29 protein-coding genes, 7 tRNA genes and 1 rRNA gene are annotated in these 24,110 nt (G+C 48.3%); 34 read left to right on the top strand and 3 right to left on the bottom strand.

Translation table 11 applies throughout. The features are described from left to right. From rrf to KNQ14_RS15170, 19 genes are all read left to right on the top strand, one after another. Positions 1-88 (top strand): 5S ribosomal RNA (gene rrf, locus KNQ14_RS15260); the annotation flags it as partial. 11 nt (positions 89-99) lie between these two features. Next, positions 100-174 (top strand) — tRNA-Asn (locus KNQ14_RS15255). 2 nt (positions 175-176) lie between these two features. Next, positions 177-251: transfer RNA gene (locus tag KNQ14_RS15250), tRNA-Glu, on the top strand. A 13-nt stretch (positions 252-264) separates the two neighbouring features. Continuing rightward, a tRNA-Thr gene (locus tag KNQ14_RS15245) sits at positions 265-337 on the top strand. A 38-nt stretch (positions 338-375) separates the two neighbouring features. Then, a tRNA-Tyr gene (locus tag KNQ14_RS15240) sits at positions 376-459 on the top strand. 4 nt (positions 460-463) lie between these two features. Next, a tRNA-Lys gene (locus tag KNQ14_RS15235) sits at positions 464-536 on the top strand. A gap of 6 nt (positions 537-542) precedes the next feature. Next, positions 543-614 (top strand) — tRNA-Gly (locus tag KNQ14_RS15230). A 9-nt stretch (positions 615-623) separates the two neighbouring features. Then, positions 624-699: transfer RNA gene (locus tag KNQ14_RS15225), tRNA-Ala, on the top strand. 211 nt (positions 700-910) lie between these two features. After that, on the top strand, positions 911-1,819 hold the full coding sequence (gene rocF, locus KNQ14_RS15220) for an arginase (protein WP_023466659.1): 909 nt from the start codon (positions 911-913) through the stop codon (positions 1,817-1,819). A gap of 125 nt (positions 1,820-1,944) precedes the next feature. Continuing rightward, positions 1,945-2,508 carry an RNA polymerase sigma factor SigW gene (gene sigW / locus KNQ14_RS15215; protein WP_023466660.1) on the top strand — a complete coding sequence of 188 codons (564 nt, stop codon included), beginning with the start codon at positions 1,945-1,947 and terminating at the stop codon, positions 2,506-2,508. A gap of 16 nt (positions 2,509-2,524) precedes the next feature. Then, positions 2,525-3,145: an anti-sigma factor gene (locus KNQ14_RS15210; RefSeq protein ID WP_023466661.1), complete on the top strand. Its 621-nt coding sequence runs from the start codon at positions 2,525-2,527 to the stop codon at positions 3,143-3,145. 79 nt (positions 3,146-3,224) lie between these two features. Further along, the gene (gene cdaA, locus KNQ14_RS15205) at positions 3,225-4,085 is read left to right on the top strand and encodes a diadenylate cyclase CdaA (protein WP_023466663.1); all 861 of its coding nucleotides are present in this window, start codon (positions 3,225-3,227) and stop codon (positions 4,083-4,085) included. After that, complete coding sequence (locus tag KNQ14_RS15200; RefSeq protein WP_023466665.1) at positions 4,085-5,371, top strand: CdaR family protein; 1,287 nt, start codon at positions 4,085-4,087, stop codon at positions 5,369-5,371. The genes cdaA and KNQ14_RS15200 overlap by 1 nt, the downstream gene beginning before the upstream one ends. A 29-nt stretch (positions 5,372-5,400) precedes the next feature. Then, a complete protein-coding gene (gene glmM, locus KNQ14_RS15195; protein WP_023466667.1) occupies positions 5,401-6,756 on the top strand; it encodes a phosphoglucosamine mutase in 1,356 nt (451 codons plus the stop codon). Positions 6,757-7,168: 412 nt separating this feature from the next. Then, positions 7,169-8,965 carry a glutamine--fructose-6-phosphate transaminase (isomerizing) gene (glmS, locus tag KNQ14_RS15190; protein ID WP_023466669.1) on the top strand — a complete coding sequence of 599 codons (1,797 nt, stop codon included), beginning with the start codon at positions 7,169-7,171 and terminating at the stop codon, positions 8,963-8,965. 190 nt (positions 8,966-9,155) lie between these two features. Then, entirely contained in the window at positions 9,156-9,767 is a 612-nt protein-coding gene (locus KNQ14_RS15185) for a hypothetical protein (RefSeq protein ID WP_214861630.1), read from the top strand. Between the two features lie 115 nt (positions 9,768-9,882). Beyond that, positions 9,883-10,449: a hypothetical protein gene (locus KNQ14_RS15180; protein ID WP_214861628.1), complete on the top strand. Its 567-nt coding sequence runs from the start codon at positions 9,883-9,885 to the stop codon at positions 10,447-10,449. 23 nt (positions 10,450-10,472) lie between these two features. After that, a complete protein-coding gene (locus KNQ14_RS15175; RefSeq protein WP_214861626.1) occupies positions 10,473-11,240 on the top strand; it encodes an alpha/beta hydrolase in 768 nt (255 codons plus the stop codon). 38 nt (positions 11,241-11,278) lie between these two features. After that, on the top strand, positions 11,279-11,878 hold the full coding sequence (locus tag KNQ14_RS15170) for a short chain dehydrogenase (RefSeq protein ID WP_195866251.1): 600 nt from the start codon (positions 11,279-11,281) through the stop codon (positions 11,876-11,878). Between the two features lie 37 nt (positions 11,879-11,915). On the opposite strand, the gene KNQ14_RS15165 is transcribed toward KNQ14_RS15170, so the two are convergent. Further along, a complete protein-coding gene (locus KNQ14_RS15165; RefSeq protein WP_158581864.1) occupies positions 11,916-12,089 on the bottom strand; it encodes a hypothetical protein in 174 nt (57 codons plus the stop codon). A gap of 129 nt (positions 12,090-12,218) precedes the next feature. Here KNQ14_RS15165 and KNQ14_RS15160 point away from each other — a divergent pair, with 129 nt between their 5' ends. The 5 genes from KNQ14_RS15160 to KNQ14_RS15140 all read left to right on the top strand — a co-directional run bounded on the left by KNQ14_RS15160 (position 12,219) and on the right by KNQ14_RS15140 (position 15,223). After that, positions 12,219-12,779, top strand: coding sequence for an isochorismatase family protein (locus tag KNQ14_RS15160; protein WP_023466677.1), 561 nt, complete (start codon positions 12,219-12,221; stop codon positions 12,777-12,779). 13 nt (positions 12,780-12,792) lie between these two features. Further along, on the top strand, positions 12,793-12,900 hold the full coding sequence (locus tag KNQ14_RS15155) for a GNAT family N-acetyltransferase (protein ID WP_214861624.1): 108 nt from the start codon (positions 12,793-12,795) through the stop codon (positions 12,898-12,900). After that, entirely contained in the window at positions 12,860-13,276 is a 417-nt protein-coding gene (locus KNQ14_RS15150; RefSeq protein WP_214861622.1) for a GNAT family N-acetyltransferase, read from the top strand. Before KNQ14_RS15155 ends, KNQ14_RS15150 begins: the two co-directional genes overlap by 41 nt. Further along, positions 13,273-14,166 carry a phosphotransferase family protein gene (locus tag KNQ14_RS15145; RefSeq protein ID WP_214861620.1) on the top strand — a complete coding sequence of 298 codons (894 nt, stop codon included), beginning with the start codon at positions 13,273-13,275 and terminating at the stop codon, positions 14,164-14,166. The genes KNQ14_RS15150 and KNQ14_RS15145 overlap by 4 nt, the downstream gene beginning before the upstream one ends. 64 nt (positions 14,167-14,230) lie before the next feature. Then, positions 14,231-15,223 (top strand): NAD(P)/FAD-dependent oxidoreductase, encoded by a 993-nt coding sequence (locus KNQ14_RS15140; protein WP_035399314.1) that lies wholly within the window; start codon positions 14,231-14,233, stop codon positions 15,221-15,223. A gap of 61 nt (positions 15,224-15,284) precedes the next feature. On the opposite strand, the gene KNQ14_RS15135 is transcribed toward KNQ14_RS15140, so the two are convergent. Next, complete coding sequence (locus tag KNQ14_RS15135) at positions 15,285-15,617, bottom strand: winged helix-turn-helix transcriptional regulator (protein ID WP_371743364.1); 333 nt, start codon at positions 15,615-15,617, stop codon at positions 15,285-15,287. A 122-nt stretch (positions 15,618-15,739) separates the two neighbouring features. Between KNQ14_RS15135 and KNQ14_RS15130 the strand changes: the two genes are divergently transcribed. The 10 genes from KNQ14_RS15130 (at position 15,740) to KNQ14_RS15085 (ending at position 22,931) form a co-directional block, all read left to right on the top strand. Next, the gene (locus KNQ14_RS15130) at positions 15,740-16,594 is read left to right on the top strand and encodes an NAD(P)H-binding protein (protein WP_214861616.1); all 855 of its coding nucleotides are present in this window, start codon (positions 15,740-15,742) and stop codon (positions 16,592-16,594) included. A 74-nt stretch (positions 16,595-16,668) separates the two neighbouring features. After that, a complete protein-coding gene (locus KNQ14_RS15125; RefSeq protein WP_050676896.1) occupies positions 16,669-17,523 on the top strand; it encodes a PPK2 family polyphosphate kinase in 855 nt (284 codons plus the stop codon). Positions 17,524-17,712: 189 nt separating this feature from the next. After that, positions 17,713-18,138, top strand: a complete 426-nt coding sequence (locus tag KNQ14_RS15120; protein ID WP_023466686.1) for a DMT family transporter — start codon at positions 17,713-17,715, stop codon at positions 18,136-18,138. Positions 18,139-18,150: 12 nt separating this feature from the next. Continuing rightward, positions 18,151-18,813, top strand: a complete 663-nt coding sequence (locus KNQ14_RS15115) for a Crp/Fnr family transcriptional regulator (RefSeq protein WP_371743363.1) — start codon at positions 18,151-18,153, stop codon at positions 18,811-18,813. A 12-nt stretch (positions 18,814-18,825) separates the two neighbouring features. Beyond that, complete coding sequence (locus KNQ14_RS15110) at positions 18,826-19,296, top strand: DMT family transporter (protein ID WP_214861614.1); 471 nt, start codon at positions 18,826-18,828, stop codon at positions 19,294-19,296. A 2-nt stretch (positions 19,297-19,298) separates the two neighbouring features. Further along, entirely contained in the window at positions 19,299-20,000 is a 702-nt protein-coding gene (locus tag KNQ14_RS15105) for a YjjG family noncanonical pyrimidine nucleotidase (RefSeq protein ID WP_214861611.1), read from the top strand. 107 nt (positions 20,001-20,107) lie between these two features. Next, the gene (locus KNQ14_RS15100) at positions 20,108-20,545 is read left to right on the top strand and encodes a GNAT family N-acetyltransferase (RefSeq protein WP_371743362.1); all 438 of its coding nucleotides are present in this window, start codon (positions 20,108-20,110) and stop codon (positions 20,543-20,545) included. Between the two features lie 37 nt (positions 20,546-20,582). Next, entirely contained in the window at positions 20,583-21,065 is a 483-nt protein-coding gene (locus tag KNQ14_RS15095) for a GNAT family N-acetyltransferase (protein WP_371743361.1), read from the top strand. A 98-nt stretch (positions 21,066-21,163) separates the two neighbouring features. Next, positions 21,164-22,231: a YcjF family protein gene (locus KNQ14_RS15090; protein WP_214861606.1), complete on the top strand. Its 1,068-nt coding sequence runs from the start codon at positions 21,164-21,166 to the stop codon at positions 22,229-22,231. 40 nt (positions 22,232-22,271) lie between these two features. After that, entirely contained in the window at positions 22,272-22,931 is a 660-nt protein-coding gene (locus KNQ14_RS15085) for a peroxiredoxin-like family protein (protein WP_214861604.1), read from the top strand. Positions 22,932-22,991: 60 nt separating this feature from the next. Here KNQ14_RS15085 and KNQ14_RS15080 read toward each other — a convergent pair whose 3' ends face one another. After that, entirely contained in the window at positions 22,992-24,110 is a 1,119-nt protein-coding gene (locus KNQ14_RS15080; protein WP_214861602.1) for a glycosyltransferase family 4 protein, read from the bottom strand.

Raw genomic sequence — 24,110 nt, 5'->3', positions numbered from 1 at the left:
CCGTTCCCATGCCGAACACGGAAGTTAAGCACTTGAACGCCGAAAGTAGTTGGGGGCTTCCCCCTGTGAGGATAGGACGTTGCCAGGCATTTAATTTATTCCGCAATAGCTCAGTGGTAGAGCAACCGGCTGTTAACCGGTAGGTCGTAGGTTCAAATCCTACTTGCGGAGCCAATGGCCCGTTGGTCAAGCGGTTAAGACACCGCCCTTTCACGGCGGTAACACGGGTTCGAATCCCGTACGGGTCACCATTATACTTTTTGTGCCGGTGTAGCTCAGCTGGTAGAGCAACTGACTTGTAATCAGTAGGTCGCGGGTTCGACTCCTGTTGCCGGCACTGTTTTTTCTCAATCGTATAAGTTTCCTAGACAAACTGGGGGGGTAGCGAAGTGGCTAAACGCGGCGGACTGTAAATCCGCTCCCTCGGGTTCGGCGGTTCGAATCCGCCCCCCCCCACCATGTCGAGCCATTAGCTCAGTTGGTAGAGCATCTGACTTTTAATCAGAGGGTCGCAGGTTCGAATCCTGCATGGCTCATTTCTTGCGGAAGTAGTTCAGTGGTAGAATACGACCTTGCCAAGGTCGGGGTCGCGGGTTCGAATCCCGTCTTCCGCTTTTTCTTTCGGGGCCTTAGCTCAGCTGGGAGAGCGCCTGCCTTGCACGCAGGAGGTCAGCGGTTCGATCCCGCTAGGCTCCACCAATTTTATTTAAAGATCTTAAGCGAGTTTCGTTCGTCTTAAGTTTTTTTTATATGAAATGCCAAGCATAACCAGAGTACGTACGCAAGAACACCGTGATTCCCTTCACGGTGTTTTTTTGTATATTCATGCGTTTTTTTGTTGAGTTGAACCACTTGTTTGTTACCGCTTACAATACATGTAGAAGTGACTATGACATAGGGGGAATAACGAATGAACATCGCGTATATCAGCGTACCGTACCGTTATGGACAAGGAAAGCCAGGCACTGAACACGGACCTGCTGCTGTCGAAAAAGCCGGTCTACTCGCGACACTTGAAGCACGGGGACAAGAAGCAGTACGCTACGGGGAAGCGGCTGTCTTATCCGAGGATGCAGTCCGGGAAGAAGATCCGAAGCTAAAACGTCTTGAAGGCGTCGTCCATACGACGAATGACTTGCACCTGATCGTACGTGACGCGTTATCGGAGCAACGTTTTCCGTTATTAGTCGGTGGCGATCACAGCATGGCGATCGGAACGATTGCAGGGTTACGTCAGACTGTACCCCGTCTTGGTGTCATCTGGTTCGATGCACACGGTGATTTGAATACACCGGAAACATCACCGTCTGGTAACATCCACGGCATGCCGCTCGCTGTCGCCCTTGGGGAAGGACATCAGCGTTTAACGGAAGTCGGAGGAACCGATGTCAAACTGCAACCGGAACATCTCGTCTTCATCGGATTACGTGACGTTGATCCAGGCGAACAAGAGCTGATTGATCGTCTTGGTATTCGTGTCTATGATATGGAAGCGATCCGAACTCGGGGAATGGACGCGATCATGGAAGAAGCGATTGCCTATTTGAAGGAAACGACGGATGCGTTCTATCTTAGCTTTGATATGGATGGTCTCGATCCATCACTCGTCGTCGGTACCGGAACACGTGTCGCCGACGGTATTTTCTTAGACGATGCGAAAACGGTGCTCCAGCATTGCGCAACGGCAGAAGACTTCATTGCAGCTGAATTCGTTGAAGTGAATCCGTTGCTTGAAGAAGGAAACGGAACAGCAGAACTTGCGAATGAACTAATCGGAGATCTACTTTTGGCAATGGAAACACATCGCTTAGTAAAATAATGGATAGAACTTGAACTCTTTTCATCGGGGTTCAAGTTTTTTTTGTTACAATTTAAAAGGAGATGAAACATTTATCGGTCGACTTCGTATAAGAGATTGACCGCATAGAGCGGGGGGTATTCAAAGTGGAAGAAACGACACTACGCTTAATTGAGCGAGTGAAACAGGGAGACCGTGATGCATTCGCGGCACTTGTTGATCTATATAAGGAAGGTGCCTTTCTTGTGGCTTTCCGTGTCTTGCGCGATCGAATGGAAGCGGAGGATGCGACACAGGAAGCCTTCATCCGTGTATTTACGAAAATTGATTCGTATAATGCACAATGGAAGTTCCGGACTTGGTTGTACCGAATCGTCACGAACGTATCGATTGACCGATTACGGAAAAAGAAACCTGATTATTCTCTTGATGCTGAGATGTCAGGTACTGAAGGACTGACATTGTATTCACAACTCGAGAGCAAGGACACCTTGCCGGAGGACCAAGTGGTCGATAACGAGCAACGAAACGAAGTCGGGGACGCGATTGCGGCTTTACCAGAAAAATACCGTGTCCCACTCGTCCTGAAATATGTAGAGGATCTTTCGCTAAAGGAAATCAGTGAAATGATCGAATTACCTGTCGCTACTGTCAAAACTAGAATTCATCGTGGACGAGAAGCGCTGAAGAAGCATTTTGCCAAACGATGAGAAGGAGGAACTCACCATGTCACGAGAGCATGTACATGAACGGATCCAGGATTATTTAGATCAAAACCAACCACCTGAGGAATTCGAGCGATTAGAAGCAGAGTTACGAGAAGTAGACGCGATGGACGAGTTCGAAGAGTATCGGCTCCTTGATGCTCGACTGCGTCAACTTCCAGCGCCTAAATTATCGGCAGATTTTACATCCCGCGTGCTGGCACAATTGCCTGAACAGGTGGAGACGCCAAGCGCTGCTTTGCTGCACCAACCGCAACCGTCTCGTTTTGGAGGGAAGATGAAGCAATATCCATTGCTCGCGGCAGCGGCTGTTTTCTTACTTTTGTCGGTCGGTAGCCTTGGTGGTTATATGGCACAGGAAGAACATGACTTATCTTATACGAATGCACCAGGCATCGTCGCTCAAAATGGTGAGGTCGTTGTCCCGAAAGGTGTCACAGTCGATCAAGATCTCTATGTCGAAGGCGGGAACGTCCGCATCGAAGGGAAAGTCAATGGCGACGTCATGACCGTTGACGGGAAAGCGTACACGGCGAGTGCTGGTAGCGTGACCGGAGAAATCAAGGAAATCGATCAATTATTCGAACGCGTATGGTACGGAATCAAGCGTCTATTTCAATAATCAGCTGGGACGAGTCGAACTCGTCCCTTTGTGCTATAATGGAAACTGTTTAAATCAGATGAGTTAGGGGGCACGGTTGGTGAATTACTTCAGCTGGCAACCACTTCAATTTCAATTGTTGAAACTGGGAGAAAACGTACATTGGTACGATTATATTAATGACGTGATTGATATTGCGGTCGTGACGTTCGTCATTTACCGTCTCATGATCATCGTCAAAGGAACAAAAGCGGTCCAGCTCATTAAAGGGATCTCGGTCATTTTGATCAGTTGGTTCCTGAGTGGCTTTTTTGGACTCAAAACACTGCAATTCTTACTGAATCAAATCATCACCTATGGGTTACTAGGGATTATCATCATCTTCCAACCCGAACTCCGGCGTGGACTGGAACATTTAGGACGAACGAGTAAATTCTTCTCGCGTAGTGCGGTCAGTGATGAAGATGAACAAATTCGAATCGTCGATGCGCTCGTATCGTCTGCTCAGTACATGTCAAAACGGCGTATTGGGGCACTCGTGACGATTGAACGGGAGACTGGACTGAGTGAATACGTGGAGACGGGTATTCCGCTCGGCTCACAAATCACGAGTCAGTTGCTGATCAACTTGTTCATTCCGAATACACCCTTACATGATGGTGCCGTCATCGTCCAGCAAGGCAAGTTAGCAGCAGCCGCTTGTTACTTACCGCTGTCTGAGAGTGCACATATCTCAAAAGAGCTTGGAACACGTCACCGCGCAGCAATTGGTGTCAGTGAGGTGACGGATAGTGTCACGCTCGTCGTCTCGGAAGAAACGGGTGGTGTCTCACTCGCCATCAATGGACGTCTATACCGGGAACTCGACGAAGAATCCTTGCGGACGAAGTTACTTGAGACGATCGTCAAGGCCGAACCGACGAATACTTCCTTCTTGAACTGGATGGGGGCGAAAAAATAATGTTCGAAAAGTGGTTCAATGAGCGCTGGTTTTTACGCATCGTTGCTGTTGCCTTAGCCGTCATGTTGTATTTGATGGTCGCAGGTTCGAATACGACGGGAAAAAGCGATGCCGCTAGTCTGTTACCGATCGCAGGACAAGGCTCGACGAAGTTTGACGTACCGGTCACGGTCCAGTATGATGAATCGCAATGGGTCGCCTATAATATTCCAAATACGATGGAGGTCACCGTAAAAGGTCCTTCGAGTAGCTTGACGATGCTCCGGCTTGTTCAAGATTTTGGGTTATCGATTGATTTGAAAGGTCTCGACCCGGGCTATCATCGTGTCCGTGTCACACCGACTGGCTTTGGAAAAGATGTCGAAGTGACGCCGAAACAACAGACGATCGAAGTCTTCCTCGATAAGAAAATTACGAAAGAAGTACCGGTACAAGTCGCCTTACTCAATAAAAACAAAATCGCTGAAGGATATGTCGCTGGGGAAGCGCAACCGAACCAACAAACTGTTGAAGTCACGGGAGGCGCGGAGAAGTTACAGGCGATTTCAGCAATCCAAGTACCGATTGATGTGACCGGTCGGGCAGAGACGTTCAAAGAGACGTTCAATGCTAAAGCGACGGATGCGAACGGGAATACGATTAATGCATCTTATCAACCGGAGCAATTAGAAATCACAGTACCGATCTATAAGGAAAGTAAGACGGTACCAATCAATGTGAAGACAAAAGACAACGTCAAAAAAGGGTATACCGTTGTCAAGATCGTTCCCGTCACGACGGAAGCTCGTCTATATGGAACAAAAGAAGAGTTGGAACGGATTGGTTCCGTTGATACAGAAGCGGTCTCGCTTAAGGGATTGACGAAGACGACGGAAAAAACCGTCAAACTCGTGGAACCGGAAAACGCGACGGCGATGGATCCGACACAGGTTACCGTCAATATCGTCGTTGAAAAGGAAAATGCGAAATCGACGACAGAAACCGTCGAGGATCGAGCAGAGAAAACGATCCCGGGTGTGACGGTCACGTTGAACGGGTTTGATGAGTCGAAGTATACGATTGATTATAACCAAACGATGGATGTCGTTGTCCGTGGGAAAGAATCGGATCTAGCATCGATTGATGCGACGGACATTAAAGCGGTCATCGACGTGACAGGACTAAAAGAAGGAACACATGGATTGCCGATTTCATACCAGACGTCGAAAGCCTTCGATGTCTTGCGTCCGGATAACATGGATGTCACGTTAAAAGCCGTGCCTCGGACATCCGTTCCGACCAATTAAAACAAATTAGTGAAATGAGGAAATAACATATGGGTAAGTATTTTGGAACTGACGGCGTACGCGGCGTCGCAAACGTAGAATTGACACCGGAACTGGCGTATCGCCTCGGTCGAACAGGTGGTTACGTGTTAACAAAACACGAAAGCACACGACCTAAAGTCTTAATTGGACGCGATACACGTGTTTCTGGTCAAATGCTTGAGAACGCACTTATCGCGGGTCTGTTATCGATCGGTGCAGAAGTCATGCGTCTAGGTGTCATCTCGACACCAGGTGTCGCGTATCTGACAAAAACAATGGATGCGACAGCAGGAGTCATGATTTCCGCGTCGCACAATCCAGTAGAAGATAACGGGATCAAGTTCTTCGGATCAGACGGCTTTAAGCTTGATGACGCAACAGAACTTGAAATTGAAGCATTACTCGATGAAGCAGAAGATACATTGCCACGCCCAGCCGGAAAAGAACTCGGCTTCGTTCATGATTATTTTGAGGGCGCACAAAAGTATCTGCATATGCTTCGTCAGACATCGGATGAAGATTTCTCAGGCATCCATGTCGCGATTGACGGTGCACACGGAGCGACGTCAAGCCTCGCACCACGTCTATTTGGTGACTTGGAAGCAGAAGTATCGACGATCGGAACGAATCCGAACGGACTCAACATCAATGATGGTGTCGGTTCGACACACCCTGAACACCTTGCTGCCTTCGTCAAAGAAAAGAGCGCAGATGTCGGTTTGTCATTTGATGGCGACGGCGATCGCTTGATTGCAGTCGATGAGAACGGCGATATCGTCGATGGTGATAAAATTATGTTCATCTGCGGGAAATACTTGAACGAACTTGGTCGTCTGAAAGACAACACGATCGTTGCGACGGTCATGAGTAACCTTGGTTTTCATAAAACCGTCAAAGAAAACGGGATGACGGCGCTTCAGACAGCAGTCGGTGACCGTTATGTCGTCGAAGAGATGCGTAAGAACGACTATACGCTCGGTGGCGAACAGTCGGGGCACATCATCTTCATGGATTACTCAACGACAGGGGACGGCATGTTGTCAGGCGTCCAGTTGTTGCAAATCATGAAAGCGACAGGGAAGAAGTTATCAGAACTCGCAGCTGAGATGCCGATCTTCCCACAACGTCTCGTCAACATCCGTGTTTCAGATAAAAATGGCGCAATGAGCGGTCCTGCCGTGCAAGCAATCATTGCGGAAGTTGAAGCGGAAATGGCGGGCAACGGACGGATCCTCGTTCGTGCGTCAGGAACAGAACCACTCGTTCGTGTCATGGCGGAAGCTCCGACACAAGAAGCGTGTGATGCGTACGTCGAGCGGATCGCGAACGTCGTTCGTGAGAACTATGCGTTACAAGAAAACTAAGAAACCCGAAGCAGAGCGATTGCTCTGCTTCTTTTTTTACAATTATTTTAGAAAAACAGCTTGAGATTTTTACAAAAAATAGGGATTATACGTATTGATTAGTGAAATATCGGGAATAGTTACAACTACGTTACCTTTCTTGCTTTTTCAAAGTAAAGTTCGTATGATGGTGAAGTCGGACAGAAACGGGGTCAGACGGAACTAAAAAGCGCCAGGGCTTTCTTCGTAGGTTGAAAGCTGACGAGGTGGAGGTTTATCGAATCATTCGGCGGATGCCTCCCGGTAACAGGTCCATACCGTAAATCGTTCTGAAATCGTCCAAGTGATTGGACGGACAAACAGACCGATCGGGACCCTCTCGAAAAGAGCCGTTTCCTCTTCAGGGAAATACTTGTAAATGGAGAGATGTAACATGTGTGGAATCGTAGGTATGATCGGACAGGTCAACACGAAGGAAATTTTATTAAAAGGTCTCGAGAAGCTCGAGTACCGCGGCTATGACTCGGCAGGTCTTGCGTTCGTCAACGACGGCGTTCAAGTCCATAAAGAAGTAGGCCGGATTGCTGCGCTACGCGAAGTCGTTCCTGCTGAGGCAGACGGCACAGTCGGAATCGGACACACACGTTGGGCGACACACGGTGTCCCAAGCGTACCAAACGCGCACCCGCACCAAAGTGCGTCAGCACGTTTCACACTCGTGCACAACGGTGTCATCGAAAACGATGAGCAACTAAAAGCAGAATTGAACGTCGATCTCCTGAGCGACACGGATACAGAAGTCATCGTTCAGATGATCGAAAAGAACTTCAACGAGACAGGTGACGTCGCGGAAGCATTCCGTCAAACACTCCGCGTCTTGCATGGTTCGTATGCCCTCGCATTGATCGATGCAGAAAACCCGGACGTCTTATACGTCGCGAAAAACAAATCACCACTTCTCGTTGGTCTTGGTGACGGTACGTTCAACGTCGTCGCGTCAGACGCAATGGCAATGTTGCAAGTAACGGATCAATTCGTTGAGTTGCATGATGGTGAGATGATCATCTTGACGCGTGATAGCGTGACGATCCAAGATCTCGACGGGAACGTCCAAGAGCGTGAAGCGTACACGGCTGAAATCGATGCATCAGATATCGAAAAAGGAACGTACGCGCACTATATGCTCAAAGAGATGGATGAGCAACCAGCAGTCATCCGGAACATCGTTCAAAAATATCAAAACGAAGCAGGCGACATCACACTCGATCAATCAGTCCGTGATCTCGTACTCGGTCGTGACCGCGTCTACATCATCGGTTGCGGAACAAGCTACCATGCTGGTTTGATCGGAAAACAGTTGATCGAACAAATCGCAGGCATCCCGACGGAAGTGCACATCTCTTCTGAGTTCGGATACAACATGCCATTATTGACAGAGAAACCGCTCTTCCTCTTCCTTTCACAATCAGGTGAAACAGCGGATAGCCGTGCTGTTCTCGTCGAAGCGAAGAAACTCGGTCACCCGGCGCTCACAATCACGAACGTTCCAGGATCAACATTGTCACGTGAAGCTAACGCAACATTGTTACTCCATGCAGGTCCAGAAATCGCTGTTGCTTCAACAAAAGCGTATACAGCTCAAATCGCTGTTCTTGCTGTCCTTGCGTTTGACCTTGCTCAAGCAAAAGGGGTTGCCGTCAACTTCGATCTTATGAAGGAACTCGGTAAAATCTCAAGTGCGATGGAGTCGGTCATGTCTCAAAAGGATCGCTTCCAAGAAATCGCGACAGAATACTTGTCTGAGTCACGCAACGCGTTCTTCATCGGTCGTGGACAAGATGCATACGTCGGGATGGAAGGCGCATTGAAACTTAAAGAGATCTCGTATATCCAAGCAGAAGGATACGCGGGTGGAGAGCTCAAGCACGGTCCGATCGCTTTGATTGAAGACAACACACCGGTCATCGCGCTCGTGACACAACCACACGTTCATCTCAACAACCGTGGGAATATCAAGGAAGTCGTCGCACGTGGGGCAAATGCGTGTGTCATCGCAGCAGAAGGTCTTGAATTGCCGACGGATGCATTCGTCATCCCAGCAGTCGAGCCACTCTTGTCACCGCTCTTGTCTGTCTTACCACTTCAATTGATCTCATACTATGCGGCACTAGGTCGCGACTGTGACGTCGATAAGCCACGTAACTTGGCGAAGTCGGTAACGGTTGAATAAATTTTTTAAATGTATGTAAGGAAAGTTAAACTTTAAACGAGTGAAGTCAGAAATTTCTCTGGCCTTACTCGTTTTTTTTATATATTTATACTCGATTCTTATATATTGACAATTTAATGATCTTCTTTTATATTAGTTGTAACTTATAGATAACTTAGTAATAAAATAGTTATAAGAGGAGAGATTCGAAATGTCAATTTTCATGTTGCGCAGTAAACCGCATAATATTGAACGTATTGATCATTTTTTAACAAAAAATGAAATAGCTATTGGATGGAGCGAAACTGGTGATTTAACTGGTTTTAACAAGGAAGATATCCGTAATGTTTTATCTGATTTAGGCTATCAGGGACAGTCGTTATCAACCAACTTAGGGTTAGTAAACTCTTTTATTAATGAAATGAAAAATGGTGATGTTGTTTTAATTAGAGAAAAAGAAATAGTACATGTAGGATTTATAGGTGATTATAAATGGAAAAAAGAGTACGAAGATAAGTTCATGACTCATACACGTCCTGTTGAATGGAAAGTAGATATTCCGTTTAATGAACTCAGCGCATCTATGCAATCATTATTAAAAAATATTCGAACGATTTGTAAATCGAAAGAAAGTTTAGAGGAGTCCGGTTTAGTTCAACATTTATCTAAAGATTATCTAGAGGAAGAAAAAGTTTCGATGAAATTAGACAACGATGAGATTTTAAATGAAGCCATTGATGTGTTAAGAACTCTAATGAAGGGTTCTGAGGATGAAACGATAAGATTAGAAGCTACAAAAGAGTTGTTAAGACATTTAAAATAATCATTATCGATTTTAACTTATTATTTTGATGTTAATCACTTCAAAGTGAATCATCCAAACGGTAGTAACTTTAAACCTCTACCGTTTGGAATTTTTTATATGAGAGGAGAATAGGATGAACCGCTGGATCACCGCATTTCCTAAGAGATATGAACAGGACGTTCGGGTCGTTAAAGCATGTCTACCGTTTGGATGGACACGATTATCACCAGGGGCGATCGAAGTAAATATAGAGCAGGAACACATACAGATTCCGATGCGTTTGTATTTATCAGAAATCGACTCGGAGCGGATCAAGCAACTGACGCCGACTCAGCAGACGATTTTATATTGCCTTTACACCCGTCACCATGATGGTCATGTTCGTGAGCAGTATCTTCAGCAGTTACTTAAAAACCATCCACACGACGGATGGGTTCTTGCCTATATCATCGAACTTGCTAGTGAATACGTCCGTGACATCGTCGACATCATCGTACCCGCAATCGAGCAATGGGATCCGGAAGTGAAGCGGCGATTCGTCGAGGATGATCCGGCATACATGAAGCGAATCGAAGACCGGATGATCAGTTACTGGAATGCTTATTATCGGTCAAGTGGCGAACGACGATCCGAAGCGAACTACCCAGGCTTTCGGATTATAGAGTCGTTACGGGAGGATGCTTCGGTGGAGGAAGTGTGAAGAGATGAAAAGGAGGGGCGCACTTGATTACGAAATCAAAGGATCTGTACTTAGAAGGACCCGGACCTGCTGTTTTGTTGTTACATAGTTTTACGGGAAGTGCGAATGAGATGCGGGGACTCGCTCGTTTTTTACATGCAGCCGGCTATACCTGTTACGCGCCCAATTACGCCGGGCACGGGGAATCGCCGGAGCGCTTGTTTGAGACGACGATCGAAGACGTCTGGCAGTCCGCGCAAGTCGGACTCGCGTTTTTACAAGATCGAGGACACAAAGACATCTTTTTGATCGGACAATCACTCGGTGGAGTAATGGCACTTCGACTAGCAGAACAGTCAGGATGCGCTGGACTCATCTTACTCTCGACGCCGATTCTTGAGCGGACGATTGCGGGACTCGAGCACCGCGTCCGTCGGTATACGGAACGGTATTTTCAGTTTGACGATCGTTCACCGGAGTGGATCGTAGACTTTGTCGACCGTCATTTTCCACGCCCAGAAAAAGACTTATGGGCACTACAACAGTTCATTCTCGACACAGGAGTCGTCTTGCCGAAGATCACGCAGCCCATCGCTCTATTCCTTGGCGCCTTAGATGATGCCGTCTATCATGCGAGTCTCGAGCGAATCGAAACGACGGTGCCGAGCCGAGATCAGAAAAAGGTTCTTCTTCCGAACAGTAAACATCTACTGACACTCGATCGGGATAAACAACGTTTGTTCGAAGAAATCCTCATCTTCTTGAAGACGCATCCGGTAGATTCCTTGAAACCACCATCTGCTGTGCAGTAGGCTAGATAGGTAAGTTAGACGAGAAAGGGGAAAGGATCATGCGAATTTTAGTAGTAGGAGCAAGCGGAACGATTGGGCAGGCAGTCGTCGAACGGCTGAGTGAGCGGCATGACATCATTCGTGCCGGACGAAGCGGAGCGGATGTACAAGTCGACATCACATCAGAGGAAAGTATTCGGGCGATGTATGAAACAGTCGGTTCTGTTGATGCCGTCATCAGTGCCACAGGTGGTGCTCATTTCGGTCCATTGACGGACTTAACACCGGAGCTTAATCAAATCGGAATCGACAGTAAACTAAAAGGTCAGGTCAATCTTGTCTTGCTTGGTTTAGAGTCAGTACGAGACGGGGGAAGCTTTACGCTGACGACCGGCATCATGATGGACGATCCGATTCGCCAAGGCGCATCCGCTGCGCTTGCGAACGGTGGGGTCAAAGCGTTCGTTCACGCAGCAGCGATCGAGATGCCACGAGGTATTCGGATCAACAGTGTCAGTCCGAACGTACTGATCGAGTCGCTTGAAAAGTACGGACCCTTCTTCCGTGGTTTTGAAGCCGTTCCGGCGTCACGTGTCGCGACGGCGTTCGAAAAGAGTGTCGAAGGGGCACAGACAGGGCAAAATTACGAAGTCTATTAACTAAAAAAGCAGGTAGCGAAAATCGCTACCTGCTTTTTTAGAACCCGGATATGACATAACGTTCGATTCCGAATAGTAATAGAGTGATCCCAAGACAAATGAGTAAGTTGCGTACGAACCAACTACCTGTCATCGTCCGGTTCATGATCAGTTTCTCCAGTGTCAGATTGACGAGAAGCACACATAAGAAGATGACGCCAAACCAAATCATCCAGACACATCCTTTCCTTCTTCTTAACGAATCCAACAGCTAAAAAGTTTCACGCCCGTCAAGAGCAGGAAATCATTCAGATGAACGGGAAGGAAACAAGCAGTCGATTTTACAAGGAGGAACATGACGATGAAACAAGCAGTCCTAGTGATTGATTTTCAACAGGAACTCGTCGACGGAAACACAGAAGAACGACCGGTATACTTAAAAGAGCAAGTCGCGCACGTCATCGAAGCGGTCGTGCTTGAAGCAGACGAACGAAACGTTCCGGTCGTCTTCATTCGGGATTTGGACGTCGCTGGCGGAACAGGACCTGGGTTTGCAGTCCATGACTCGATTCCCGTTCCAGCGTCCAGTGTCACGTTCGATAAAGCGGCGACGAATGCGTTCCATGATACACCCTTGCTCGATCATCTACGCCAAGCATCGATTGAACATCTGATCGTCTTAGGCTGTAAGACGGAACACTGCATCGATACCGCGGTGCGCAGTGCGACGGTGCACGGCTTTGATGTCACACTCGTCGCCGACGGGCATACGACGAACGGCTCCGATGTCCTGACGCCGGAGCAAATGATCGCCCACCACAATCAAGTCTTGCACGGTCATTATAACGTCGAGCACTTTGCGATTGTTCGTCCGTCGACGGAAGATGTCTTCACCCCAACCCACAATGACTACCGGACATGAAGAGGAGAATAAGATGATTGAATTACGAAAAATAACAGCGTCCGATTACGATCGCTACGCGACGCTCGTCCAAAACGAACGTGTCATGCGTTACATCACGGAACAGGGCATTAACAGATAAGGAAACGAAACAACGCTTTGACCGAATCCTTGAACAACAGCAGCACGACCGACTCGGATCGTATCTGATTTATACCGAAGAGACATGGATTGGAATCGGGCACATGACCCGGAGTCAAACGCAACCGTTCGAAGCAGAGCTCGGTTACATGCTGCTACCCGATCAGTGGGGACGCGGATACGGCACAGCGATTGCAGAGCGTCTCTTACAGTTAGCGACAGAAGAAGAGTTACAGGTCGTCACGGCAACGATTGATCCAGCGCATGAGGCATCGCGCCGTATTTTGATCGGATTAGGTTTTGAATCGACCTATGTTGGACCGATTGACGGTCTACCAGGTGAAACGCTACAGAAAATAGTGGGGACGACAGAATGACACGAGACGCATGGATTGAACATTTTCAACTCGACGTCGCAGCATGCGCGACTGTCGACGAATCGTATAGTTCTGAAGTCGATCGTCTCGTCCTAACGGATGGTCAGGTCGTTTTCTTAAAGCGCCCGTATACGGCTGAAAAGTGGTACCGGGAACGTGGCTGGATTCATGCACTAGAACGATTTGTACCCGTGCCGCACATCTTAGCTGAAGCAGCTCCCGGGAAGACGACAGGGGCGTTCGTACTTGCTGCCTTACCGGGACAGGCACCGATCACGATGACTAAAAAATTGGCGTACGAAATTGGTCGAACGCTCGCAATGCTGCATACGTGTACAGGAGAAGCTTACGGCGAGTATACGGAAGATGGATTTTATGCCTATCCGGTTCAGGACTGGCGACGCTTCCGGAATGAAAAACTCGATGGATTCATGCCGTTCATCACGACCGAACTCGATCCGGTTTTTTTAGAGAACATCCAAACAGAGTTAGTCAGACGAGAACAGTCGTTACCGGAGCCTTCACGTCCCGTTGCCACACATTGTGACTTCCGCCTAGCAAATTTACTGACGGTAGGTGATCAAGTCACAGGGGTGATCGATTTCGAGACGACCCGCTACGGGGCCGTCGAGATGGACTTCACGAAGATCGTCCGTAATCTCAATACGTTCGGTTCCATTTACGTCACGGCATTTCAAGAAGGATACGCGATGTTACACCCAGACGTGCCGATCGAGACGTATCTAGCATACTATCGTTTGTGGGAAGCACTCACGGCCGTTGGGTGGTGTATCAAACGTGGACTAGAAGAGCACCGGGCGTTCTTTGAGGAGAACATCATGCTCATCGAGCAGGAATTACAGACGACGAGCATATCGGACGGGTATTGATTCACCCATGTCTTGGAAGAAACCTCTATACTTAGGGAAATGAGGAATATGAGGGGGAAGCGAGATGACAGGGAAACGAATCGGAATCATCGGTGGTGGACTCGCCGGAATCTTTGCGGCACGTCAATTGCAGGCAGCAGGACATGCTGTTGAAATCATCGAAAAAAGCCAGAGCGTCGGGGGGCGAATGGCAACTCGTCGGATTGATCAAGGAACAGCGGATCATGGTGCCGTCTTCTTCACAGTTCGGACGGAAGAGTTGGAACGCGAAGTCGACGAATGGCTTGAGAAGGGATGGGTTCGTAAGTGGTTTGGAACGGATTTTCCACGCTATGTCGCAACGAATGGCATGAATCAACTCGTACAAGCGATTGGTCGAGGGATTCCCGTCCAGTTGAATGAACAGGTCACGCATATTACGGCAACAGAGGACGAACTCGTCACACAAGCGACGGATCATCAAGGTACGTATGATGCCTTACTCGTGACGGCGCCTGTGCCGCAAGCATATGAACTGTTGCAGTCTTCTGATCTGGCGCTTGGAGATGACGATCATGAGCAGTTGCGCCAAGTGACGTTCGAGCCGACATTCGTGGGTCTGTTTGAAATCAAGGAGCGACTGACGATCGGGGAAGTCGGCCTACAAGACGAACAACTCGTCGATGGGATGTTAAAACTCGTCAATAATGCCGAGAAGCAGATTTCGAAGACGACACTCTTGAGCGTCTATATGACAGCCCGCTTCAGTGAAGACTGGTACGAGCGTCCGGAAGAAGAGACACTCGCTGAAGTCGAGCGGCTGTTACAACAGCAACTCGGACCGGTGACGATTGTTTCGCGTCAGCTCAAACGTTGGCGTTACGCTCAGGCACGTGCGGTTTACCGGACACCGCATTTGAAACTAGCGGCACATCCGCTTTGGCTTGCCGGGGATGCGTTCCTTGAAGCCGATGATGCGTCAGGGCGGACGCGCGTCGAGAGTGCTGTCATCTCCGGATTACGCGTCGCAGAGGCGATTGATACCCACTTACGTCAGACGGTGACAGCGACGGAATGAACGACAACATGCACTTCTTTTCTGAATCGAGAAGAAGCGCATGTTTTTTTGTTACTCACGATCATTCCCCCTGGAAGTGTTGCTCACTCCAAGCTGCCATTTGGTCAACAATCGGTAAAAAACTATGTCCGGCATCCGTCAGGGAATATTCAACGCGAGGAGGAACTTCGCCAAAGACGTGTCGTTGAATCAAACCGTCCGCCTCGAGCTCGCGAAGCTGACGCGTTAATGTTCCTTTAGAGATGCCTGTTAATTGTTGCAGTTCATGAAAACGATGCGTCCCGTGTGTCAGGTGCCAGAGCAAGATGATCTTCCATTTGCCAGCGACCATCTGTTGGACCCGAGTGACTGGACAAGCCGTCCGTTGATTAGTTGTTGAATCGAATACAGCCACGTTCATCCTCTCCCATTGGTTCGTTTTGAGGGACCTAGTTTCAGATAAGTGCCTACTTTTTTTAGTGTATCACCTGGCGTATCATGAAGAACAACATCAAACTTCAAAGGAGTGGTTTCATCATGAAATGGTTAATTACAGGAGCAACCGGAAAATTAGGGGCGCGCATCGTGCAACATCTCAGTGAACAAGTCGGCAACGAACATGTAGCGGTTAGTGTCCGTGACGTTGAAAAAGCAGCGTCGCTTGCAGCGCAAGGAATCGACGTCCGGCATGGTGATTTCGATCAGCCGGAAACACTCGGACACGCGTTTCAAGGTATCGATCGTCTGCTGATCATCTCGACGGACGGTGAAGAAGCAACACGGATCCGGCAACATCAAGCCGCTGTCACGGCAGCACAAGCGGCAGGCGTCAAGCTGATCGGTTATACGAGTATCGCCAATGCGGCACAGAGCACGAACGGACTTGCGCGAACACATCGGGTCACAGAAGAAGCGATTCAAGCGACAGGTATCCCGTATGTCTTTTTCCGCAACAACTGGTATCTCGAAAATGAACTCGGAACGATGGATGCCGTCGCACAAGGTGCAGACTGGTTAACAGCAGCAGGTGAAGGCAAAGTCGGATGGGCGTTACAAGAGGAGTATGCGCTAGCGATTGCGACGGGACTGACGATCGAGCATCCAAAAGCGATCTATGAACTATCAGGTCCGTTGCATACACAAGCAGAACTCGCGAATGCAGTCGGAACAGTACTTAACCGATCGGTCGCTGTAGATGAAGTAGATAGCGCGACCTATGGCGAGCGGATGCAAGCAGCTGGCTTACCTGACTTCTTGATTCCAATGTTGACGGGTATCCAGGCAGATATCGCAGCCGGAACCCTTGCGGTGGAAAGTACTGATTTTAAAGAATTACTCGGTCGTCCTGTGACGACGCTAGAAGAGGGAGTCCGTCTCCTTTTGAAAAGATAAGTTCATCTGAACGTTTTCAGGATGAACGAGTAGGGTAAATCCCCTTTAGAAGCAATTAAAGGAGGAGCCCTACCATGAAACTGTCATCCTATCGTGTCAAGGAAGGCGAGCAAGTCTCGTTTTCGAATTACCCGACATCAGAAAAACATGAGATTTCGGAAGCGGAATTGCGAGAGAAGCGGATTCCGAAAAGTGTCGAGACGTTACAAGAGTTACACTGGCGTTTACATGCCGAAGAGAAGAACGGCGTCCTCGTCATCCTGCAAGCGATTGATGCAGCGGGGAAGGATGAGGCAATCAGCTACATCTTTTCTAACTTGAACGCACAAGGACTCCGGACGATTTCCGTCAAAAAACCGTCGGATACGGAGCAAAAACACGACTATCTATGGCGGATCCACGAAGGACTACCGGAAAAAGGCGAAGTCGGCATCTTGAACCGTTCCTATTATGAGGAAGTCATTGCGCCACGCATCCATGATTTGCTCGAGGAAGAGGAAAAGCCGGATGACGGAGATGTCTGGCAGATGCGCTATCGCCAAATCAATGACTTTGAACGCTATCTCGTCGAGAACGGCTTCCGGGTCGTCAAGTTTTTGTTCCATGTCTCAAAAGAAGAGCAACGGCAACGATTATTGACTCGTCTGAAGGATCCAACGAAAAACTTTGAATTTTCGTTCAGTGATATTGAAGAACGCAAGCACTGGGACGAATACCATGAGATTTTTGCTGAACTCGTCTCGGCGACGTCGACATCGTATGCACCATGGTACATCTTGCCGGCAGATGACGAATGGTATTCTCGCTATATCGTCACCGAAGTCATGAATGACGTTTTGAAGGAAATTGATCCGCAATATCCGAAGTTGTCGGAAGAGGATCAGGAACAACTAGATGAAGCGATTAAACGATTGGAAGAAGAAGCATAAATCATTTACACCAAAAACGATTGTTCTCTTGCTGAGAACAATCGTTTTTTTTGATGCATTTGGCTTTGTATGAATTTTTTCAGTTATCATGAAGCATGAACTTATTCACATCTCAGGACAAATGTCCTGTTCAAATCAGAGTGACTCTCGTTAAATGAAAGTATCATGGAACAAGAGAGGAGTATGCACATGCGTGGTGTCTTATTTGCGATTGCGGGTGGCTTTTTCTTAACGCTCCAAAGTGTCGCCAATGCCCGGATCAGTCAAACGATCGGGACATGGCAAGCGGCGACGATCACCCAGATGACTGGGTTCATCGTTGCGATCCTCTTAGCGATCGTCTTACGGGATCGCAGTTTTTCAGCGATGCGACGTGTCAAACCGCTCTATCTGGCAGGGGGAGCCTTTGCGGCGATTATATTATTTAGCAACATGACAGCGGTCCACCGGATGGGCGTGACCTTGACGATTTCGCTCTTTTTATTGGCGCAATTAGCGCTGGCACTCTGGATTGACGGGAGAGGCTGGTTCGGTGTCATGAAACGTCGACTGCGGGGACCGCAGATCATCGGCATCTTGATGATGGTCGCAGGCATCTTCATCTTAAAGAGCTAAGGAGGAGAAGAAGTGACGGACATTGTGAGCTATTTGGAGCGGTATCAGTTAACGCATGTTTTTGACGCATCGCTACGCAAGGCGATGCACATTCAGACGTTCGCACCGGGTGAGGTTTTATGCCGACAAGGCGATATTGCGCATGAACTCTACCTGCTCGTCGAAGGGAAATTAAAGATCACGCATATGTCGGCAACGGGGAAACGTCTCGTGTTGTCCTTCAAGCATCCGTTTGATCTCGTCGGCGATATTGAGTTCGTCCGAAAGATTGATTTGATGAACACGGTCGAGGCAGTGACATCAGTGACCGTCTTACGCATTGCTTATCCGGATTTGGAAGAAGCACGTGTCCATCATCCTGCCTTTTTATTATTTTTACTCGAGACGATCACGAAAAAATTTGAATTAAAATCGCATACGCTCAGCTTCAATCTGTTGTACCCGGTTGAAGTCCGGCTCGCCAGTTATTTGTTGTCGATGACACCTAATACGGATGCTTTTGCGAGTAAGGAACTCGTCGATGCGGCAGATTTGATCGGAACGAGTTATCGTCACGTCAATCGTGTCTTACGTCAGTTCGTCGACGATGGATTGATTCGCCGGACGCAGTATACGATTGAAATCATTGATCGAGACGGGTTGATGGAGCGAGTCGGAGAAAGCATTTACGAATGAAGGAGGTGCGACATGGTTACGGGAATCATCCTTGCCCTTTGTGGGGGCATGCTCGTCTGTATTCAAAATACGTTTAACGCAAAAGTCAAAGAACACGTTGGTGCTTGGGCGACGACGACGCTAGTCCTTGGACTCGGGTTCCTCGCTTCACTGACGATTGGTTTAATCGTCGAAGGATCACAACTATTTGCCCTAAAAGAGGCGCAAACCTGGTTTTGGTTCAGCGGAATCATCGGTGTCGGTGTCGTCCTCTGTGTGACGCAAGGCGTTCAACAACTCGGACCGAGTCGTGCGATTTCAATCGTCATGGTATCACAAATCCTGTTTGCCTTACTGTGGGATACGCTCGGTTGGTTCGGATTACAAGCTGTTCCGTTCACATGGACAAAAGCGCTCGGCGTGCTATTGATTGGTGGCGGCGTGCTGTTATTTCAACTGGGCGGGAAAACAACGACTGTACAACACGTACGAAAAGGAGCTTGAATATGTTTTACACAACGGTATTATTCGATATTGACCATACATTACTCGATTTTGAAGCGACGGAACGGACTGCCTTTCGCCGCCTGCTCGAGCAACAAGAGTTGCAGTGGACGCCGGAGCGAGAAGCGCGCTATAAAACACTCAATCAAGCACTTTGGAAAGCGCTCGAACGAGGCGAGGTGACACGCGAGGAAGTCATTCACTCGCGGTTCGTGACGTTCTTCGCGGAAGAAGGACGGACGGTCGACGGACGAGAAGTTGACGAAACGTATCGCGGATATCTCGCACAAGGAACGGAATTGATTCCGGGTGCGACTGAGTTGCTTGAGCAGCTAGCCGGAAACGTCACGATGTACGTCGTCACGAACGGTATTTCGAAGACGCAACGCGCACGGCTCGAGGGCGCCGAATTAACGGACTTCTTTGAAGGGATTTTCGTTTCAGAGGAGACGGGTTTTCAAAAGCCGATGGCAGGATTCTTCAATCATGTGTTTGCGCGAATTCCGCAATTCGACCCAGCGCGAACGATCATCGTCGGGGATTCCTTGTCAGCTGATATCGCAGGTGGCAATCAAGCCGGTATCGCAACGTGTTGGTTTAATCCAGAAGGAAAATCAGCAACGGATATCACGCCGACGTTTATGATTACTTCGTTAGTCGAACTACCTGCTTTGCTTGAAAACGCAGCAGTCCTTCAACAATGAATCAAACCAACCGATAGGAGAGAGAAGGAAAGGGGGCGATCACTGTGCAACGATGTGATCAACAGACGCTGGAGGCAACTCCCGTCTAACTAAAAGGGGAAATGAACATGATTCAACTTGTACCGGTAACAGCAGAAAACTGGGAAGCGTGTTGTGAGCTGACACTGACAGCAGAACAGCAAGACTTCATGGAAGCGAATGTCTACTCGATCGCGCAAGCGAAGTTCGAACCTAGCCTTGTCCTTCGGGCGATCATGGCAGGTGAAGCCGTCGTTGGTTTTGTGATGTACAACACGGAGCTAGAAGAACTCGACGGCTACTGGATTTACCGCATCATGATCGATCAAGCGCAGCAAGGGAACGGGATCGGACGATTAGCGATGCAAGCCGTGATTGACGAGATGCGCGCGTTACCTGCTGCAAAACGAATCGTCGTCGGCTATCGGCCGGATAATCAGGCGGCACACCGTCTGTATGCAAGTCTCGGCTTCATCGACCACGGGGATCGATTCGGTCGGGAAATGGCAGTGCGATTAGAAGTATAAAACTTGATGAGATGATAGAACGAATAGAGGAGACACCTTGCACATTCGACTAATGAAAGAATCGGATTATCCAGAAGTCGTTCGAATCTACGAACAAGGAATAAAGACGGAGAATGCGACATTTCGCACGGAAGCATTACCGTACGAAGAATGGACGAAGCATCACCATGCACACAGCCGTCTCGTTGCGATTGAAGACGAGCAATTGCTCGGCTGGGTCGCGTTAAGTCCATTCTCTTCGATTCCGGCATACGCTGGTGTCGCTGAAATCAGCCTCTATATCGCGGAAGAAGCACGCGGTAAAGGTGTCGGCATATGCTTGATGGAAGACGTCATTAAAGCAAGTGAAGCAGCCGGGATCTGGACGTTGCAATCGCAAGTTTTTCCGGAAAATCAAGCGAGTCTGCGCCTTCATGAACGTTTTGATTTTCGGGAAGTCGGTCGCCGGGAGCGAATTGGTCGGCTCGGAGGCAGATGGCGCGATACGGTATTGCTCGAGCGACGCAGCACATATCTCTAAAATTAGGCAAGTGGACGCAATGTTCCCTTGTCTTCTTTGTGTTGAAAGCGAGGGATAACGGGAAAAGACAGACAGCAGAAGAAGGGGGAGGGATCACGATGGATGATTTTTTTGGTGAAGGACTCGAGACCAATCAACAAAAACGGAAACGCAAACTGGAGGAAATCTTTGATCAGTCGTTTGAATCGGAGCGACGGGATTTCAATCAATCGCTGGAGCAGGACGTGACGGTTGCTTTGATCGGAGACGTCAATGCGGGGAAATCCTCAACCTTGAACGCGATTCTTGGTCGCGAAGTCGCAACGGTCGGGGCGCGCCCGGGTGAAACGATTCGTATCGATCAAGTCCGGCAGCATCCGGAGGATAAAGTCATCTTCGTCGATACACCAGGATTGAATGATGCCAATACAAAGAACTCGGAAGCGACGTGGACTTACTATCAAAGTGCCGATGTCATCCTTTATTTTTTAAATGCGGCAGGTACCGTCTTATCTGAGACGGAGACGAAAAACTTTCGAAAAATCTATCAACATAACCAAAATGTCTTGATCGTCGTGACGAAGATGGATGCGACGGATGATGTCGACACGATCGTCCACCATATTGCAGAAAAACTACCAGGACCCAAAATCATTCCCGTATCAGCACGAGAAGGAACGAACATTGATCGGCTCCGCCGGGAGGTCCTCGATATCTTAAAAAAGTTCGACAAGGATAATGTGTTCGTTCGCCAGATGGATCCGACCGTTCGCGGGAAGATCGCCAACAATTGGATCGTAGGTGCAGGAACAGCCGCTGGTGCGATTGGTGCCGTGCCGTTTCCGGGAGCTGATATCATTCCGCTGACTTCAATTCAAATCGGCTTGATGCTCAAGTTATCGAATCTGTATGAACGGCAGTTATCCAAAGAAAGTGCGAAGGAGTTGCTTGTCGTGACGATCGTCGGAAACTCCGGAAAAACCGCCTTTCGGCAAATAGCGAAGCTCGTTCCGGGGTATGGTGCCGTCATTGCCGCGGGCGTTGCTTCGACCGCCACCCTTGCACTCGGATATGGAACAAAATATGTCTATGAGAATAAGCTCGAGCTGACACCGGAACAACTAATGGGGTTTGTGAAACGATTCAGGAAGAAGGCGGAGGAGTCGTCAGAAGAGACAAACGAGTAATCTCCCTGTTATTCTATACAGCAACAAAGGGGGAGAACATATGACACGATTACTCGAAGAAATCAAACAGTATCAATCGGAATTCCGACAAAAGGCACCTGCTGAGAAACAACGATTGATGGCGGAAGCGACAGCTGAGCTGGCTGCTTCTGGTATCGCAAAAGGTTTAGGTGTCGGTGATACGATTCCACACTTTACGTTACCCGATGTATCCGGCAAGCCTGTGGCGATCGAGACATTACTCGAGCAAGGTCCTGTCATCTTGACGTTCTATCGGGGTGGCTGGTGTCCATACTGCAATCTCGAGCTTCGCGCGTATGAACGGGAAATCGACCGTATTCGTGCTCAGGGAGCGACTGTCGTTGCAATCAGTCCGGAGACACCTGAATTTGCTGAGCAGACAGCAAACAAGAATGCGTTAAGTTTCCATGTCTTAAGTGACGTTGATTTACATGTATCCCGTCAATTTGATTTGGTGTTCGACCTGCCAGATTATTTGATTGAAATTTACAAAGCATCGGGACTTGATGTAGCGAAGCACAACGGAAATGAGGATTGGCAGTTACCGAAACCGGCGACGTTCATCATTGATACGGACGGTGTGATTCGTTTCGCAGAAGTACCATCGGATTATACAAAACGCGTTGATCCAGAACACATCCTCCAAAACCTTGAACAGAATAAAAAGTATGAAGATTGACTTAAACGGTCTGGCTTCTCTCTACTTGTTGGGAGAAGTCAGACCGTTTGAAGTTTCCCTTTATTTTGTATCAAGAAGTACTCGTCTCAGCCATTCTTGAAATTTGAGATCAGTCTGTTGCCAATCCATTGCCCGTGCAAAATGATGAGCGGAGATGCGAATGGCTTCGTACTCCTCTGGATCTCGGAAGCAAGCTCGCATTTCGGCAGCGAGTGCACCAGGTGTTTTGTTTTTAGCCATGTAGCCTGTCATGCCGTACTGAACGGCGTCTCGGACACCAGGAGCATCATATACGATGGATGGTGTTCCGACCGCCGCCGCTTCAATAATAGAAAAACCTACGCCTTCACGTATGGAAGGGAAAAGGAGAGCGGTGGCACGACTCATCATGCGGCGCGTTTCTGTTTCAGTGACTGAATCGTAATATGTGATAGCATCCTTCACTTCTTTAGGAAGGGGAAGTGTAAGGTATTGCAAAAGATGAGAGCTGTTACGGATACCAATCAGCCAGAGGCGTGTCTCAGGAAACTCACGTTGGACCATGAGGAATGCCCCAATCGCATCTTGAAGTTCTTTTTCGTTCAGACGGTTGATATATAGAAAGGTTGGAACATGTTCTTTTAACTCCCATTCCTGTTCAGACCACGGGGAAAAGGAAAGTCCTGGCGGCAACATCGTGATATGACTGTTAGTAAAACCAGCACTTTGTAGTTCGTCTACAACAGAGGGGCTGACAGTCAAGGCATGACTATCTTTATACCAGCTTAACCGTCGAGTCTCTGTCCATTCGCCAAGCTTTGAAAAAGGAAACACAAGCGTCGTCGACCAACGCTCACGAATCAATTGATAAAGAAATAAAGTTCGTTTATGACGTGGAACATAAAGTGGTGTGAAGAAATGAAACCCATTCAAATGATCCAGAACTAAATCAATCGTTTTAGCATAAGACCAGTAATAATAAAGTGCATATGGAATAAGAGAAGCTGTCGTACCATAACGGAGGTAAGTGATACCATCTCGATACTCCGTCGGTGATCCGCCCTTGAATGAGACAGACAAATGGGTAACTCGGTAGGTAGTACTGACACGCCGCAACATTTCATGAATAAAAGTTTCAGCTTCTCCGGCTTGTGGATGTCGAGCATCACGCCAAGATAAAAAAAGTAGATGAGGTTTCAT

The sequence above is a fragment of the Exiguobacterium sp. s161 genome (genome assembly GCF_018619045.1).
Lineage (GTDB): Bacteria > Bacillota > Bacilli > Exiguobacteriales > Exiguobacteriaceae > Exiguobacterium_A > Exiguobacterium_A indicum.
Note: the sequence above shows the minus strand (reverse complement) of the source record. Positions and strands in the feature narration are given on the sequence as shown.